Origin of the sequence: Martinezella rhizogenes, from assembly GCF_027460065.1 — a bacterium.
GTDB classification, from domain to species: domain Bacteria; phylum Pseudomonadota; class Alphaproteobacteria; order Rhizobiales; family Rhizobiaceae; genus Agrobacterium; species Agrobacterium rhizogenes_C.
In genome coordinates this window covers 126,472-140,610 of the sequence record NZ_JAPYZZ010000005.1, presented here as the reverse complement: position 1 = coordinate 140,610, position 14,139 = coordinate 126,472, and the positions used below count along the sequence as shown (strand labels likewise).

Here is a 14,139-nt window from a genome sequence, read left to right as displayed (position 1 = left end):
ATTTTTCGAGGAGGAGAAAAACAATGAAGATGATGACAAGAACGATGACGATGCTTGCGGGTGCTGCTTATGTGGCAATGGCAACTGCCCCGGCCGCCGGCGCTGCCGAATTGCGCATGTCGTGGTGGGGTGGTGAAAGCCGTCATGTCGCCACTCAAAAGGCGATTGCCGCCTGTGGCGAAAAATATGGCCACACGGTGAAGGGTGAATTTACCGGCTTCGATGGGTATCTGGAAAAACTCACCACGCAGATGGCCGGCAAGACCGAAGCCGATATCGTTCAGGTCAACTGGCCGTGGCTGCCGCTGTTTTCCAAGAACGGCGAGGGTTTTGCTGATCTGCGCCAGCTGAAACCGCTCGATCTTTCCCAATGGGCCGAGAGCGATCTGGACGCGGGCTCGATGAACGGCGTGTTGCAGGGGCTTTCCGTCTCCACCACCGGCCGCGTCTTTTTCTTCAACGCCACCACCTTCGAAAAGGCAGGCATCGACATCCCGAAGACATGGAATGAGTTCTTCGCGGCAACCAAGACCATCAAGGAAAAGCTCGGTAAGGACCATTATACCTTCAACGCCGTGAAGGAGACCGCCCAGCTTCTGGTGACACTGGCTGTCGTGCAGAAGACCGGCAAGGATCTGGTCGACCCCAAGACCAACCGCGTGGCCTGGACGCCGGAGGAACTCGCCGAGGGTATCTCCTTCGTTGGCAAGCTGGTCGAGACCGGCTCCATCCGCTCCCAGAAAGAGGAAGCGGCTGACGGAAACGTCAATCTCTATGAAAAACCGTCCTGGTCGGAAGGCCGCATTGCCGGTTCCTACGAGTGGGATTCGACCTATTCGAAATATGCCGATCCCCTGAAAGAGGGGCAGGTTCTGAAACCCGTGCCGATGCTGAAACTCGCTGGAGCGGTGACCGAAGGCGTCTATCGCAAACCTTCCATGGTGTTTTCGATCTCGAAAAACTCGAAGAACCCGGAAGCGGCCGCGCAGATCCTGAACTGCCTGCTGAACGAACCCGAGGGTATTGATGCGCTCGGCACCTCGCGCGGCCTGCCTGCTTCCAAGGCTGCAGCGGAGCGTCTGGGCAACAAGGGTGAACCGGAAGTTCGTGCCGCCAACGCCATCGTCATGGCGGCTTCGGGACCGGTGGTCTCGCCTTTCAACGAACATCCTGAAATCCGCTCGGGCTTCATCGATACGCTGGAAGAATATGCCTATGGCCAGCTGACGGCGGAAGAGGCGGCCGAGCAGATCATCGATACGACCAACGATGTTCTAGCCAAGTTCGACTGAAACGAACGGTCCCGTCGCGCAACCTGCGGCGGGACCATTTTTGCCGCCGCCGGGTGATACGCTGCCTGTCTGGCAGGAGATTAGCCGGACAGGCGTGGAAGACGAGAAGAGAGTATGAAAGAACCCCTTATCATCGCGCTTTCCGCGCGAACGGCAGCGCTTTGCCTTGCCGCACCAGGTGCGCGCTATCACCTGCCATCAAAAACGGCATGGCGTCTGTCATCGCCAGATAGTGATGGTCAGCGCGGCGAGACCACGACCGTGGTGACGCTGCTGCATGATCTGCGCCCGGATACGCGCTATGTCTTCGAAGCCGAGGGGTTCGGCAGTCTGGAATTCAGAACCGCGCCCTGTGCCGGGCTCGTCGAAGCCTCGGCGTTTTCCCTGCGATCAGATAGTGCACTTGACGATGAAGACGGTGCGCGTGCCAATGCAAAGGCGCTCGAAAACGCTGTCGCCGCCGTGCCGGCTGGCGGCACGCTGCGTCTTGGGCCCGGTATCTGGACGGCCTTTCCGGTGCGGCTGAAAAGCGACATGACGCTGCACCTGGCGGAGGGTGCTGTGCTGCGCGCGCCCTCCATCCGTAGCGGATGGCCGATCCTTCCCGCCCGCGATGAGGCCGGACGAATGCTCGGCAGCTGGGAGGGATTGCCGGATGCCTGTTTTGCGGCGCCGGTTCATGCGATCGGGGCGGATAGTCTCGTGATCGAGGGTAGGGGTATACTGGATGGATCCGGCGACAAGGGCGACTGGTGGAGCTGGCCGAAAGAAACGCGCAATGGCGCGCGCCGGCCGCGCGGCCTGCATCTCGTGTCCTGCCGCAAAATACGGCTTCTGGGTTTCACGATCCGCAATGCCGCCTCATGGACGATCCATCCGCAGGGCTGCGAGGATTTGACGGCCGCCGCCCTCACCATCATCGCCCCCCATGACAGCCCCAATACCGATGGTTTTAATCCCGAAAGCTGCCGTAACGTGATGATATCGGGCGTGCGCTTTTCCGTGGGTGATGATTGTATTGCGGTGAAGGCGGGAAAACGTGGGCCTGATGGTGAGGACGATCATCTGGCGGAGACACGCGGCATCGGCGTGCGCCATTGCCTGATGCAGCGCGGCCATGGTGGGCTGGTCATCGGTTCGGAAATGTCCGGCGGGGTACATGATGTGACCGTGGAAGACTGCGACATGATCGGCACGGATCGCGGCCTGCGTCTCAAGACGCGGCGCGGTCGCGGCGGTATCGTCAGCAACATCACCATGCGCCGGGTGTTGCTGGACGGCGTGCAGACCGCACTTTCCGCCAACGCCCATTATCATTGTGATGCCGATGGGCATGATGACTGGGTGCAGTCGCGAAACCCGGCGCCGGTCAATGACGGCACGCCGTTCATCGACGGCATCACCGTGGAAGATGTCGAAATCCGCAATCTCGCCCATGCGGCAGGTGTCTTTCTCGGTCTGCCGGAGGCTCCCATCCGCAACATCGTTCTCCGCAACCTCACCATCGTCTCGCATGACCCTTCGGCCGTCGCGACGCCGCCGATCATGGCCGACCGCGTGCGCCCGATGCGTCATGATACGATCGTTTTCGAGCAGGCGGATGTCATCTGCGATGATCCGGCGCTACTGAGTAACGCCCCTGTATCCATTTCGTTAGATTTTGATTGAGAAAGCCCATGAAAGCCACTGAATATTTTGATCAATTCTCTAACCGATACAAGCATTACAAAGGTGGCAGCTGGTGTTACGAGGATGGTTGTGTCTATCGTGGTCTGCAGCAGCTGTTCGAGGCGACGGGCGACGCGCGCTGGAACGACCATTTGCACCGTCTGGCCGATGCCCAGATCGCCGCGGATGGAACGCTCGCCGGTTATGATCCGCAGGAATATAATATCGACCATATCCTTGCCGGACGCATTCTCTTTCCCCTGTCGGCGGAAACCGGGGATGCCCGTTATCTGGCGGCAGCGGGGCATCTGGCAGGCCAACTCCAGAACCATCCGCGCACCGATGCCGGCAACTACTGGCACAAGAGGCGCTACCCGCATCAGGTCTGGCTCGATGGCCTCTATATGGGGCTACCATTCCAGATCGAATATGGGCAGGCGACGGGCCGCCGGGAGCTGATCGAGGACGCGCTAAGGCAGTTTTTAGCTGCGCTTGCGCTGACAGCGGATGCCGGTGGTCTTTACGTTCATGGTTATGACGAGAGCCGCAGCCAGCGCTGGGCCGATCCTGGGAGCGGCAAATCGCCGGCCATCTGGGCGCGGGCGGTAGGCTGGCTTGCCATGGCGCTGGTGGATGCGCTGGTCATCTTGCCGGACGACGATGCGACGGCCGAGCTTCGTGAGAAGACGCGACGGCTTCTGGCCAGTATCATTGAACGGCAGACACAGGCTGGTCTCTGGATGCAGGTGCTCGACAATCCGGGCCTTGCCGGCAATTACGCGGAAACCTCCGCCTCCGCCATGTTCACTTATGCCCTGCTGCGTGCGGTCCGGCTGGGGCTCCTCTTGCAGGGCGAGGAGGCAGAGGCCGCCCTTTCGGCTGGCCGCCACGCGCTTGCCGCACTTCTGGAAACGCGCCTCGAATTGGACGAGCAGGGTGTTGTCCGACTGACCGGCATCGTGCATGTCGCCGGGCTCGGCGGTTTCGAGGGCAACTACCGTGATGGAACGCCGGGCTATTATCTGACGGAGCCGGTCGTATCCGACGATGCAAAGGGTGTCGGGCCGCTGATGATGGCTTATGCTGAAAGTCTTTCCTTGAAGTGAGAGGTGGGTGAGGGGGCGAAAGCGCTTTCCGCCCCGTCGGTTTTTAGCCTGATATAGCGTTTAGAACCTGCGGCTGATCGACAGCTTGAAATTGCGGCCCGGCTGGGCGGCGATGCCATCGCTGAGATAGGGGAAGTAATATTTGTCGAACAGGTTTTCGACCGCGGCATGCACTTCCAGTCCGGCCATCATGCCTTCCTTCGGTGTCCAGTCGACGGCGATTCCGTGTACGGCATAACCGAGGCTTTCCGGCCGGGCGTAAAAATACCCCGTTCCCTGATTGACGGGCGTGCGCTCTTGATGGGCCACGAACTGCCCGTTCCAGCTGAGTGCCAGGTCCCAGTCAGGCAGCTTGTAACCCAGTTGAAGGTTGGCCGTCAGCGGTGACAGGTCGTTCATATAGGTATCGGGACCATAGACGTCGTTGATCGCGCCGTTGCGGGAGCCGTTCATCCAGGAGAGCCCGAGATTGCCGAAGATATGGTCGGAATCATAGTTCGCCGAAACGTCCAGGCCGTAAATCTTGTAGGATGGCGTATTCCAGTAGAACGGCACATTCTTGACCCGGGCGAGATTGGCGCTGCCGAAACGCCGGGTAATGGGGTTGGTGACATTGTTGTAGAAGCCGCCGATCGAGGCCGTCAGGCTGTCGCCATTCAGGAACACGTCATCGAAACGCTGTGAAACGCCGAGATTGAAGTTGTTGTCGCGCTCGACTTTCAGATTGCGCGATGTTCCCGACGCCGCGGTTGCCAGACTCTGGCTTGAATAGAGTTCGTCAATGACCGGCGCGCGCATGGCATAGGCCCAGTCTGCAAAGAATGTGGTGCCGGGCACCGCTTCCCAGCGCATGCTGAGAGCCGGCGTCGCGCCGCTGTGGGACACGGCAGAATAATCGTGACCGGCGGCCGGCGTGTTATAGCGCGGCGCTGCATTTGGAAGACCTTCGGAGCGAATATGGTCAAATCTTATGCCGGGCGTTACCTTGAACGTGTCGGTCAGGCTAATCTCGTCGCGGAAGAAGGCGGCGATTGTCTCCTGCGTGCCTTCCGGCTTGATCCATGAGGCATAGCGGCCGAAATTATATTGGGCGCTGTTACGGTTGGCGATGTCGTACATCCACGAATCCCGCTCGTGGCGCATATATTGCACGCCGTAATTGGCGACGTGGGCCAAGCCGCCCAACTCGAAATTCGAGGTGTTTTCCGCCTCCAGCTTGAAGTCGGTATATTTCGTGTCGTCCTGCATGCCTCCCAGTGAACCGGTGGGAACGAAACCGGGAATGGCCGGCCGGGTCATGTCGAGACTGGTGGCGGAAAAACTCGCCATTGCCTTGAAATTCACGAGGTCGCTGTCACCGTCATAGGAGTATTTCAGCGTCGAGGAGAAATCCTCCATGTCGCGCCAGGCCAGTGCTCGCAGTCGCGCCAGATCGTAGCCATAGGTCTTGATGGAGTAAGCCGTCAGACCGAGATCGCCACGATTGGCTGCCAGTGGTCCGTAATCGGCAGATTTGCCGTAAATGACAGAAGCGCGCAGCTCGTGGCCGTCATAGGCAGCACCGGCATTGGCGGAAAACGAGGTTATCTTGTCGTTGGAAGCGTCATAGACCTGACCACCACCGACACGCATATTGTCACTCTTGCGCCAGATAACCGAGGCCAGCCCGTCATAGGTCACGGGTCCGCCGAAATCGGATTTGCCGTAGATCGCCGCCGATCCGAGCTTCTGTTTGTTAGCCGACTGGAAGCTGGTCTTGCCCCATGCGCCGAAGCTCTGACCGGGTTTCAGCATGTCGGAAGCCGTTTTGCTTTCCATGATGACCGTGCCACCGAAGCCACCATTGCCGTAGCGGACTGATGTCGCGCCTTTCTGGATTTCCACACGTTTCAGCAGTTCCGGATCGATGAAGACCGTTCCCTGGTCGTAGCGCTCGAAATTCTTCGGCGCGCCGTCAAGCAGAAGCCGCACGTCGGACTGCCGGGCAAAGCCGCGAATGGAGGTGGATTGACCCTGCGAGCGCACGCCGCCACTGGAGCTGACGCCCGGGGTTTTCTGGAGAAGTTGCGGCAGGGAATTGGACTGCGCCGCCTCGATAGTGGCTGAATCGATCTCGACGACACTTGGGGCATCACCGTTGAAGACGCGTCCGCCTCTGAGCGTGATCGGTTGCAAAACTGTGCTTCCATCGTTTTCGACAATAGCAATGGAATTACCGGCCATTTGCATGCGGACGGTTTTGTCGCCAACGAACCGGTAACTGATGCCAGTTCCCGCAAGCAGACGCTCAAGCGCTTCGGCGGGCGTCATGTTGCCCGATATGGCTTTGCTTTTAAGGCCGTTTGCAACGGCGGCGTCGTAGACCATCTGCAAGCCGGACTGGCTGGCGAGGCGGTTGAGCGCCATCACCATGGTGCCTGCAGGCAGGTCAATCTGGATCTTTTGTTTTTGCTGCGCCAAACCCTGCGCTGGAACGGCCGTTAATGCCGCACCGGCAAGCAGGAGGGAGACCACCGAAGCAAGGGTCCTGTGGCACAAAGGGGTGTGTAATCTCGTCATTTCGGGCATCTCCGGGGCAGCAGAAGTTTTCTGCTCCACGAACGAATAAGGCCCTCTTCCAGGGACACCCCCTGAGAAGAAATATCACTCAATATAGAACCGTCAGATAGGAGCCCGCTTTAACCACTCTGATGTCAAGCGCGGTAGCCAGATCCTCAAGTGCAGCAGCCGGGTTCGAGAGGTCAAAATTACCCGACAGCCGTTTTCCTCGAAGGGCCGCGCGCGCCACGACAATGCGGCCGGGAAGATAACGCTCGAAGCTCTCGACCACCTCGACGAGTGGTCTGTTTTCGAAAATCAGGCGTCCTTCACGCCACGCGGCAACAGAGGAGGGGTCGACCGTTTCGATGCTGCCAAGCCGGCCATCGGTGGAGTAGTCCACGCGCTGGTTTTCAACAATATGGCCACTCTGGCCCTGCCTGCCGGTTTCCACCTGCACGCTATGTTGCAGTACCGTCACGCTCGTTGCTTCATCGCGCATGTCGATGTCAAAGGCGGTACCCAGTGCAGTCGTCCTGCCGCCCGCTGCCTCGACCGAAAAGGGCCTTGTGGAATCTGGAGCAACCTCAACGTAGATTTCGCCACGCAGCAGCACAATACGACGCTGCCGTGGCGAGAAGTTGAGCGCGATGGCAGAATTGGCGTTTAGGGTAATGATGGATCCATCCGGCGTGGTCACGACCCGGCGCTCCGCGGTGCCGGACATGTAGTCGGAGTTCAAGCGCAGAGGTATATCTGCGAGGTAGAAACCTGTGAGAAGCAGGACGCCGGTAATTGCCGCCGCTGCCGCCTTGCCCTTGCCGCCTGTCCTTTTATGTGTCGCTTTAAGTAAAAAGGCCTGATCGCTGGCCATCAGGGCGCCAGCATCGCCCATGAGACATCGGACACGCTCATAGGATTCCGCATGTCGTTCGTCGCAGTTGATCCAGGCGCCGAACCGCGCCGACAAAGCCGCATCTTCCGGCCGGTCCCGCAGTTGCAGAAACCAGTCGACGGCCTCTTCGCGTAGCGTGGCAGAGGTTTTTGCTTTCGCCGTCACAGCGTCTCCTCCATGCATTCCAGGCAATGGAGGTAGGCTTTGCGAAGATGCCGATCCACCATGTTCTTACTGATGCCGCTGCGTAACGCAATTTCGACCGAGCTTAGGTTGCCGATAGTGCTGGCAATAAAGACCTGGCGGCGCTGCAGCGACATGCTCATGACCGCACGTCGCAGAACTTTGAGCCGATGGTCCCTGTCAGCGCTGCTGTCTGCATCTGTCGCCGGCTGCGGCGCGGCGAGTGCTTCTTCCATGCTGCCGGAAAACAACCTGCGTTCAAATTGCTCTCTGCGAAGTCTATCGATACCCAGATTGGCGCACGCGCGCACGAGAAATGCACGGACCAGGGAGGCATTTGCAGGAAGCCGGGGCCTGCCGGTGAGCCGCAGATAGAGGTCGTGCACAATTTCCTGCGACATTGCGGTGGTGTGCCCACGCCGGTTCATGGCCTGGCACAGGTCTTGATAATAGAGCTGCACGGCATCATCAACGAGTGCGCGTGACGTGGGTTTGCTCCACATGCGGCGGTTTCCCAGTCGGAAGGGTTGAGCGTTTCCGCGTTACATAGGTGAAAAATCACGGCATGGCAATAAACATGACTATTATTGTCATGTATTTTGAGGCTGGCGGAAGTCTTCCTCGCCGCGTACGAATTCAACACTCTTCAGGGACCGGTTCTGCTCTGGAGATATTCGGACGGCATCTGTAGGAAGCAGTCTGCGCTGAACGGTTTGTGACTGGAAGAAATGAACCGCGGTGCGATAAACCTCGTTTTTGAGATATAACCGGAATCCGTTGTCACCGAGCTCCAATGCCATGATCCAGTCACCCCCGGAACGTTTCATCTTGCTTGACGGCATAAGGGGTGTGGCTGCACTTTTTATCGTTCACCGCCATGCGGAGCAGTTTTTCGGTCGCGATCCGGCGTCGAGCTATCTCGCCGTCGATCTGTTTTTTGCGCTCAGCGGCTTCGTGCTGGCCCACGCCTATGGCAGGAAGCTATATCAGGGGACAATTACGCCGGGCTTTTTCATGAAGGCGCGGTTTGCCCGTCTTTATCCGCTCTATGTGCTGGCGCTGGTCTTGATGGTGGCCTATTTCATCTGCCTTTACGTGCTGGGCCTGCCAACGCCGATCGATGATCTGCATCGTCTCATCGATCCCGGCGAACTGGCTTTTGCCCTCGTCACGGGGCTTCTGTTCCTGCCCGCACCCTTTACGTTGACGCTGAACGGCGCCCTGTTTCTGGTCAGCCCGGCGTGGTCGCTGTTCAACGAACTGGTGGTGAATGCGGTTTATGCCCGCTGGGGTGTGCGGGCGACGATCAAACAGACGGTTTTGGTGCTCGGGGTCAGCGTCATCGTGCTGATGGTGGCGGCGGCGGAATTCGGCAAGCTGCATGCCGGGTTCCGCTGGCAAGAAATGTATGCCGGCATGGGCCGGGTGTTTTTCTCGTTTTTTGCCGGTGTGCTGATCTACCGTTTTCGCAACCGCGTTCCGGTGTTGAAACCGGTGCAGGCCGGTCTTTGCCTGCTGCTGGTCTGCTTCATTCTCGCGGTGCCCATGTCGCGCGAGCTGCGACCGTTTTTCGATCTCGCTGTTGTGCTGTTCGTCTGGCCGCTGCTGCTGTTCGTGGCCAGCAGGACCGTGCCGGGTCCGAAGGTAGGGTCGGTGTCGGTGTTTCTCGGCACGGCATCCTACGCGGTCTATGTGCTGCATATTCCGCTTCTGGCCTGGACGGAGTTTCTGGTGCCGGCGGCCACGCGGGAAACCATCGCACTGCCGGCCGGTATCGTTTTCCTTGTTGCCGTAACTTGCGTCTCATGGTGGCTGACGGTCTATTTCGACCAGCCCGTTCAGAAATGGCTGAAAAGCCGCTTGAGAAAACGCGCGGAAATCCACCAGCCGGTCTAGCCCAACGGGCGGACTGTCGATCTAAATATTGGCGATCTCAAATATGGGCGAAAATCGGAGCCGTCAGCACGAATGCTGCGACGAGGCTGATGATCGTCAGTTTTGCCGCTCGCACGCGCCGCATCCTGCGGCCGCTCCAGTCATACGTCATACTCACCCTCCACGCAGACGCAACGCCGGTATGAACCGTTCGGGCTCAGCACAGACCGGTCATGGTTGCGCCTTCAGCCTGAAGTATTGGTCCATCCCCCAACATCCTTGGCGCGCCTGATCGCGCGCGGGACGCCGAACTTCAGTGTTGCCTGATATACGGCTTTTGCCAAGCCGCTATTTTCATCGGTGATTTTGACGGCTCAATCGCGGGTTGGCGGCGAGTTGCCGGCGCCAGAGGATCACCGGTAAAGGGGCGGCAGGCCCTGGATGGCGTAACGCGGCAGCGGTTTCCACGGTTTGACGCGTTCATATTTGTGAACGCCGAACAGAAACAGCATTTCCTCCGAAATATCGGCGGGATCGGTCAAGCCATCCTGAAAAAGCTCGATCACCTTGCGGGCTGCATTGTTGTAGAGCAGGACTTCGCCATCCATGGTGTGGCGATCATAGCCGAGACCTTCCAGCACGGACTGGAGCATTTTGAGGTCCTGCGACGTGATGATGCAATTTTCATAAGCGGAAGACATGATGTCCTCCTTTCTTGTGAGTTCACAAAAGCCGGAGCGTCGGGCAGGGGATGCCGTGACGCTTCAACGCTTCGAAACACGGGCGCACCAGGAACATCATTCCCGGCCCGTGCCGTCATCAATGTCATCTAAGTGCCGGGATCGTTCCTGCCTATTGATGAAAAGGGGAGGAAACAGGGGCTGGGGGACGGCATACAGGCCTGACGGCGGCAACGCCCTTTAATTACCGATGAAGAAGAGTGCGCCCTTTGGGTGAAATAGGCAAGGCAATTCGGTAGGCGATCCGTGTTGCGCAATCTCTAAAATGTCGCGCACAGGCAACAAAAAAGGCCGGGGCAATATTGCACCGACCTTCCTCATATCGCTCTCTACACCAGTGCCAGTACATCCGTGGTCAAAAGTCTGAAGCGACTAAAACAACTGCGAACGACGATTTCATTCGCGCTCACCAGCAGTTGCCATGAGACCTATTTAGAGGGGCAATGTGGCCAAAACAAGTCCGGCATCCCTAATGATGCTTTTATAATCGCGGCTTGCAGACCGATGAGGCACCCTATTTCTTTTTACCATCCGCTGTCGTGGCGTTTGCGAATTTGACCTGCGAACCCGCTGGCGTCGCGGCAGGTGCCTTTGCCTTGTCCTTCTTCGGCTTGCGGACTTCCTTGTTGCTGCGTAACTGACCCTTTGCCATGATGTCGTCCTCCTGTGTTGACCGGGTAATGGTAAAACCCGTCCGCTATTTCCCGCCGGATCGTTTTTTCGCGGGCACAGGCTCGGCGGCAACAATCGTCGCTTCCTGTGCCTCGCGAAGCTGGCGAAGGCGTTCTGTCTTGCGGGCGCGCTGGTCGGCTTCGGCGTTGATGATCTGCTTTGCCGCGCTATCGGTCAATGATGCTTTATCCTGCGCGGACAGTTTTCCGGGCTTGAAAAAAGCTTCTTTAGTCGCGGCCATGGCAGTTCTCCTTCACGGAAGAGCGGTATCGAGTGATTACCGGGTACGGGCGGCCTTTTTGGGCGCTGGCAGCAGGCCTTCGCGCTGCATTTTCTTCTTTTCCAGCTTGCGGTGGCGGCGCACGGCCTCGGCCTGTTCGCGAACACGCTTTTCCGACGGCTTTTCATAGGATTCCCGGGCGCGCATCTCGCGGAAAATGCCTTCACGCTGCATTCTCTTTTTCAGGACGCGAAGGGCTTGCTCTACATTGTTGTCTCTGACGAGTACTTGCAAGAATATCTCCTTTAAGCAGCCGATGCCGCTATTTTCTGATTTTGATCGTATTCAGATTGATCCAGCTCGATCCGGTTTCGCGTGGCGCATGGCTTTCGCCTTTGCTTGGCCGCGATGCCGTCGACATCTGCGCATCAATGTCATCGAGCGCGACGTTGCGCTCGAAATTCTCATGCTGGAAACGTACCCTGTAACGAACCGTTCCCTGCGCTTCGGGCATGACTAACGTGATCCGGCCTGGGCCGTCGGGCTGGGTATTGCCGAGGACCCCTGACTTCAAAAACACGTCATCGCCACAACGATAGGGATTTTTGCGCATTAAGGACCTCCATGGCCCAAAAACAAAAGGCCGGGCTTTGACCCGACCTCTCACAGTCATTTGCACCTGCAGCCAGTACATCCGTGGTCTGCGGGGCCAAAATGACGAATATCAAGCTGCCTGAAGGTTATCGGCAGAGCTTTTTCCGGACCGGCGGTCCTGAACGATCTCATAGCTGATCTTCTGGCCGTCGTTCAGCGAACGCATGCCAGCGCGCTCAACAGCAGAAATGTGAACGAAAACGTCCGTGCCGCCGTTGTCAGGCTGAATGAAGCCGAAGCCCTTGGTGGCGTTAAACCACTTTACAGTACCAGTGTTCATAACGATCTCCTTTTTAGAATCGTTGTGGTTCCCGCGATACCTTGCGGGATTAGATCGATTTTTGAGAGGAAATCCGACGGGGAACACTAGGTTCCGGTAACGACGTCACAAGCAATGGTCGATGAAACTAAATATAGGCACAATTTTCGATTTTGCAATGACTGGGCCCGGAAAATAGGGTTCGTTGCCAATTTGATGGCTTAATTGACTGTTTTATAAGTGAAATATCTTGTTCAGAATGGTCCGGCGCGGCTGGTTTTCAGCCCGCGCCAGGGGTCACGTCCCGGCTGTCATCGTCCGGCAGGCTACCGGCGCCTGGGGTCTTTTCGTAGTCGGTCAGTGAGGGTTTGGCGTGCGGACCGGCGGGCGGAATGTCGTTTGCCTTAGAGGGATTTTTGTCGGTGGTTTTCGGTTTTTGCTGCTGCGTCATGGGCGTTCTCCTTTGGCAGGAAAACGTCGGGAAGCGGACGAAGTTCCGCAACCGCGCAAGGTACGGAATAGTGCGGAAGCGTCAGCGGCGGGTGCGCGGCTTTTTCTCTTCGCGGTTCATATCGCGTCCGACCCATTTGAAAAACAGGAAGAGGCTGGCGCCGATGATGATGAGCGGAACGAAGGATTCAAAACTGGACATGATTCACTCTTTCTTCCCCCGGCGATCATTTTACCGGCATGGAAGAAGCGCGTAATCTGCGGAATATCGTCTGTTCTTTTTGGCAATTGCCGCCCTTGGCCCGCGGCTTGACACGCCACGGGCCAGAATCGGTCACAGCGGCAGCGACTTTACCGGCTGCGAGCCGCCTTCGCGGGCACTTCTCAGCGCGGCCACGCCACAGAGGACAGACATGGCGCCGGCGCGTGAGCCCGCCCGCTGCCGCAGCCGGTCGTTGGAACCCGGCTTGAAGATCATGTCGCGCATGCGGTTGTCGCCGCCGTAGTGGCCGCCCGGCTCATGCGGCACCCAGATATGCTCGACACCGCCGCCGAAGCTTTTCACCAGCAGGATTTCATCGGCCGGCGGCTCTGTCCAGGGCTGCTTTTCATACTGGCGCATCTCGATGCGGCCTTTGTGCCCGTTAAAGGCGATGTGATGGCCCTCTATCGGCATATAGGTGTTGAGCGAATAGGAGACCTGTACGCCGCTGGCATAACGGATCGAGGCGCTCATCGTATCGGGGATGTCGATTTCCTCACGGAAGACGCAGGCATCGCGCATATAACCGTCAATGCTCGACGGATCTTCGTAGAGCGCATCGAGGAAAGGATCGGCGCCGAGATCCATGAAATAATCGCACTCATCCTTGTGCGGACAGGTGCGACAGCGCGTTCCGCGGAACGGGCCGTTCTTGCCATAGTGCAGCAGCTGTCCGAAACCCTTCACTTCGACGGGATCGGAATCGAGATACCAGTTCAAGAGATCGAAATGGTGGGTGGCCTTGTGCACGAACAGGCTGCCGGAATGTTCGGTAAAGGCGTGCCAGCGGCGGAAATAGTCCGCACCGTGCTGGTTGTCGAGATACCAGTGAAAATCGACTGACGTGACGGTGCCGATGGCCCCGTCGTCGATCAGTTCCTTGATCCGCGCGGCGGTGGGGGAGAAACGGTAATTGAAGGACACATCGACCCGGCGGCCGCTTTTGGCCTCCGCCGCGCGGATGCGGTCGATCTTTTCCGGGGTGGTGGTCATCGGTTTTTCGCTGATGACATCGGCTCCGCCTTCCAGGGCGCGGATGATGATGCCGTCATGCGTATCGTCAGGCGTGCAGACGATCACCAGTTCCGGGCGCTGCTCCAGCATCATCCGGTCGAAATCGTCATAAAGCGGTGCGTTCGATCCCATCATGGCGCGGGCGCGTTCGGCGCGCATCAGGTTCAGGTCGCAAATGCCGACCAGCTCGACATAATCGCTCCAGCCGGCCAGAAGTTCGCGGCCCCACATGGTGGTGCCGCGATTGCCGGTGCCGACCAGCGCATAGCGTTTGCGTTTCAGCCTTTCAGGCATTGTATCTCTCCCGGATA

Annotated in this window: 16 protein-coding genes; 4 read left to right on the top strand and 12 right to left on the bottom strand. The window is 58.3% G+C overall.

What is annotated here, in order from left to right; translation table 11 throughout:
* The first annotated feature begins 23 nt into the window (after positions 1–23).
* The 3 genes from O8B93_RS10330 (at position 24) to O8B93_RS10320 (ending at position 4,066) form a co-directional block, all read left to right on the top strand.
* Entirely contained in the window at positions 24–1,292 is a 1,269-nt protein-coding gene (locus tag O8B93_RS10330; RefSeq protein WP_269709722.1) for an ABC transporter substrate-binding protein, read from the top strand.
* A 114-nt stretch (positions 1,293–1,406) separates the two neighbouring features.
* On the top strand, positions 1,407–2,960 hold the full coding sequence (pglA, locus tag O8B93_RS10325; protein WP_269709721.1) for a polygalacturonase PglA: 1,554 nt from the start codon (positions 1,407–1,409) through the stop codon (positions 2,958–2,960).
* Between the two features lie 8 nt (positions 2,961–2,968).
* Positions 2,969–4,066, top strand: coding sequence for a glycoside hydrolase family 88/105 protein (locus O8B93_RS10320; protein ID WP_269709720.1), 1,098 nt, complete (start codon positions 2,969–2,971; stop codon positions 4,064–4,066).
* A 60-nt stretch (positions 4,067–4,126) separates the two neighbouring features.
* Here O8B93_RS10320 and O8B93_RS10315 read toward each other — a convergent pair whose 3' ends face one another.
* The 4 genes from O8B93_RS10315 to O8B93_RS10300 all read right to left on the bottom strand — a co-directional run bounded on the left by O8B93_RS10315 (position 4,127) and on the right by O8B93_RS10300 (position 8,482).
* Positions 4,127–6,625, bottom strand: coding sequence for a TonB-dependent receptor (locus tag O8B93_RS10315; RefSeq protein ID WP_269709719.1), 2,499 nt, complete (start codon positions 6,623–6,625; stop codon positions 4,127–4,129).
* Positions 6,626–6,713: 88 nt separating this feature from the next.
* Positions 6,714–7,664, bottom strand: a complete 951-nt coding sequence (locus O8B93_RS10310) for a FecR family protein (protein ID WP_269709718.1) — start codon at positions 7,662–7,664, stop codon at positions 6,714–6,716.
* Positions 7,661–8,185 carry an RNA polymerase sigma factor gene (locus O8B93_RS10305; RefSeq protein WP_269709717.1) on the bottom strand — a complete coding sequence of 175 codons (525 nt, stop codon included), beginning with the start codon at positions 8,183–8,185 and terminating at the stop codon, positions 7,661–7,663. Before O8B93_RS10305 ends, O8B93_RS10310 begins: the two co-directional genes overlap by 4 nt.
* Positions 8,186–8,272: 87 nt before the next feature.
* A complete protein-coding gene (locus O8B93_RS10300) occupies positions 8,273–8,482 on the bottom strand; it encodes a hypothetical protein (protein WP_269709716.1) in 210 nt (69 codons plus the stop codon).
* Between O8B93_RS10300 and O8B93_RS10295 the strand changes: the two genes are divergently transcribed.
* Positions 8,481–9,578 (top strand): acyltransferase family protein, encoded by a 1,098-nt coding sequence (locus O8B93_RS10295; RefSeq protein ID WP_269709715.1) that lies wholly within the window; start codon positions 8,481–8,483, stop codon positions 9,576–9,578. The genes O8B93_RS10300 and O8B93_RS10295 overlap by 2 nt on opposite strands.
* Positions 9,579–9,970: 392 nt before the next feature.
* Here the strand turns inward: O8B93_RS10295 and O8B93_RS10290 are convergent, their stop codons facing one another.
* The 8 genes from O8B93_RS10290 to O8B93_RS10255 all read right to left on the bottom strand — a co-directional run bounded on the left by O8B93_RS10290 (position 9,971) and on the right by O8B93_RS10255 (position 14,122).
* Complete coding sequence (locus tag O8B93_RS10290) at positions 9,971–10,258, bottom strand: hypothetical protein (protein WP_269709713.1); 288 nt, start codon at positions 10,256–10,258, stop codon at positions 9,971–9,973.
* Positions 10,259–10,811: 553 nt separating this feature from the next.
* A complete protein-coding gene (locus O8B93_RS10285; RefSeq protein WP_269709712.1) occupies positions 10,812–10,949 on the bottom strand; it encodes a hypothetical protein in 138 nt (45 codons plus the stop codon).
* 45 nt (positions 10,950–10,994) lie between these two features.
* On the bottom strand, positions 10,995–11,210 hold the full coding sequence (locus O8B93_RS10280; protein WP_269709710.1) for a hypothetical protein: 216 nt from the start codon (positions 11,208–11,210) through the stop codon (positions 10,995–10,997).
* A 36-nt stretch (positions 11,211–11,246) separates the two neighbouring features.
* Positions 11,247–11,483 (bottom strand): 30S ribosomal protein S21, encoded by a 237-nt coding sequence (rpsU, locus tag O8B93_RS10275; protein ID WP_080827726.1) that lies wholly within the window; start codon positions 11,481–11,483, stop codon positions 11,247–11,249.
* 28 nt (positions 11,484–11,511) lie between these two features.
* On the bottom strand, positions 11,512–11,802 hold the full coding sequence (locus O8B93_RS10270) for a cold-shock protein (protein ID WP_269709709.1): 291 nt from the start codon (positions 11,800–11,802) through the stop codon (positions 11,512–11,514).
* Positions 11,803–11,913: 111 nt separating this feature from the next.
* Positions 11,914–12,123, bottom strand: a complete 210-nt coding sequence (locus tag O8B93_RS10265; protein WP_003508146.1) for a cold-shock protein — start codon at positions 12,121–12,123, stop codon at positions 11,914–11,916.
* 259 nt (positions 12,124–12,382) lie between these two features.
* Entirely contained in the window at positions 12,383–12,553 is a 171-nt protein-coding gene (locus tag O8B93_RS10260; RefSeq protein ID WP_269709704.1) for a hypothetical protein, read from the bottom strand.
* A gap of 333 nt (positions 12,554–12,886) precedes the next feature.
* A complete protein-coding gene (locus tag O8B93_RS10255; protein ID WP_269709703.1) occupies positions 12,887–14,122 on the bottom strand; it encodes a Gfo/Idh/MocA family protein in 1,236 nt (411 codons plus the stop codon).
* Positions 14,123–14,139 lie beyond the last annotated feature (17 nt).

Excerpts from the sequence above, each read along its gene's own strand:
- O8B93_RS10280 (WP_269709710.1), bottom strand. The coding sequence starts at position 11,210 with ATGGCCGCGACTAAAGAAGCTTTTTTCAAGCCCGGAAAACTGTCCGCG.
- O8B93_RS10290 (WP_269709713.1), bottom strand. The coding sequence starts at position 10,258 with ATGTCTTCCGCTTATGAAAATTGCATCATCACGTCGCAGGACCTCAAA.
- pglA (WP_269709721.1), top strand. The coding sequence starts at position 1,407 with ATGAAAGAACCCCTTATCATCGCGCTTTCCGCGCGAACGGCAGCGCTT.
- O8B93_RS10295 (WP_269709715.1), top strand. The coding sequence starts at position 8,481 with ATGATCCAGTCACCCCCGGAACGTTTCATCTTGCTTGACGGCATAAGG.
- O8B93_RS10305 (WP_269709717.1), bottom strand. The coding sequence starts at position 8,185 with ATGTGGAGCAAACCCACGTCACGCGCACTCGTTGATGATGCCGTGCAG.
- O8B93_RS10330 (WP_269709722.1), top strand. The coding sequence starts at position 24 with ATGAAGATGATGACAAGAACGATGACGATGCTTGCGGGTGCTGCTTAT.
- O8B93_RS10320 (WP_269709720.1), top strand. The coding sequence starts at position 2,969 with ATGAAAGCCACTGAATATTTTGATCAATTCTCTAACCGATACAAGCAT.
- O8B93_RS10255 (WP_269709703.1), bottom strand. The coding sequence starts at position 14,122 with ATGCCTGAAAGGCTGAAACGCAAACGCTATGCGCTGGTCGGCACCGGC.
- O8B93_RS10265 (WP_003508146.1), bottom strand. The coding sequence starts at position 12,123 with ATGAACACTGGTACTGTAAAGTGGTTTAACGCCACCAAGGGCTTCGGC.
- O8B93_RS10315 (WP_269709719.1), bottom strand. The coding sequence starts at position 6,625 with ATGACGAGATTACACACCCCTTTGTGCCACAGGACCCTTGCTTCGGTG.
- O8B93_RS10260 (WP_269709704.1), bottom strand. The coding sequence starts at position 12,553 with ATGACGCAGCAGCAAAAACCGAAAACCACCGACAAAAATCCCTCTAAG.
- O8B93_RS10285 (WP_269709712.1), bottom strand. The coding sequence starts at position 10,949 with ATGGCAAAGGGTCAGTTACGCAGCAACAAGGAAGTCCGCAAGCCGAAG.
- O8B93_RS10300 (WP_269709716.1), bottom strand. The coding sequence starts at position 8,482 with ATGGCATTGGAGCTCGGTGACAACGGATTCCGGTTATATCTCAAAAAC.
- O8B93_RS10270 (WP_269709709.1), bottom strand. The coding sequence starts at position 11,802 with ATGCGCAAAAATCCCTATCGTTGTGGCGATGACGTGTTTTTGAAGTCA.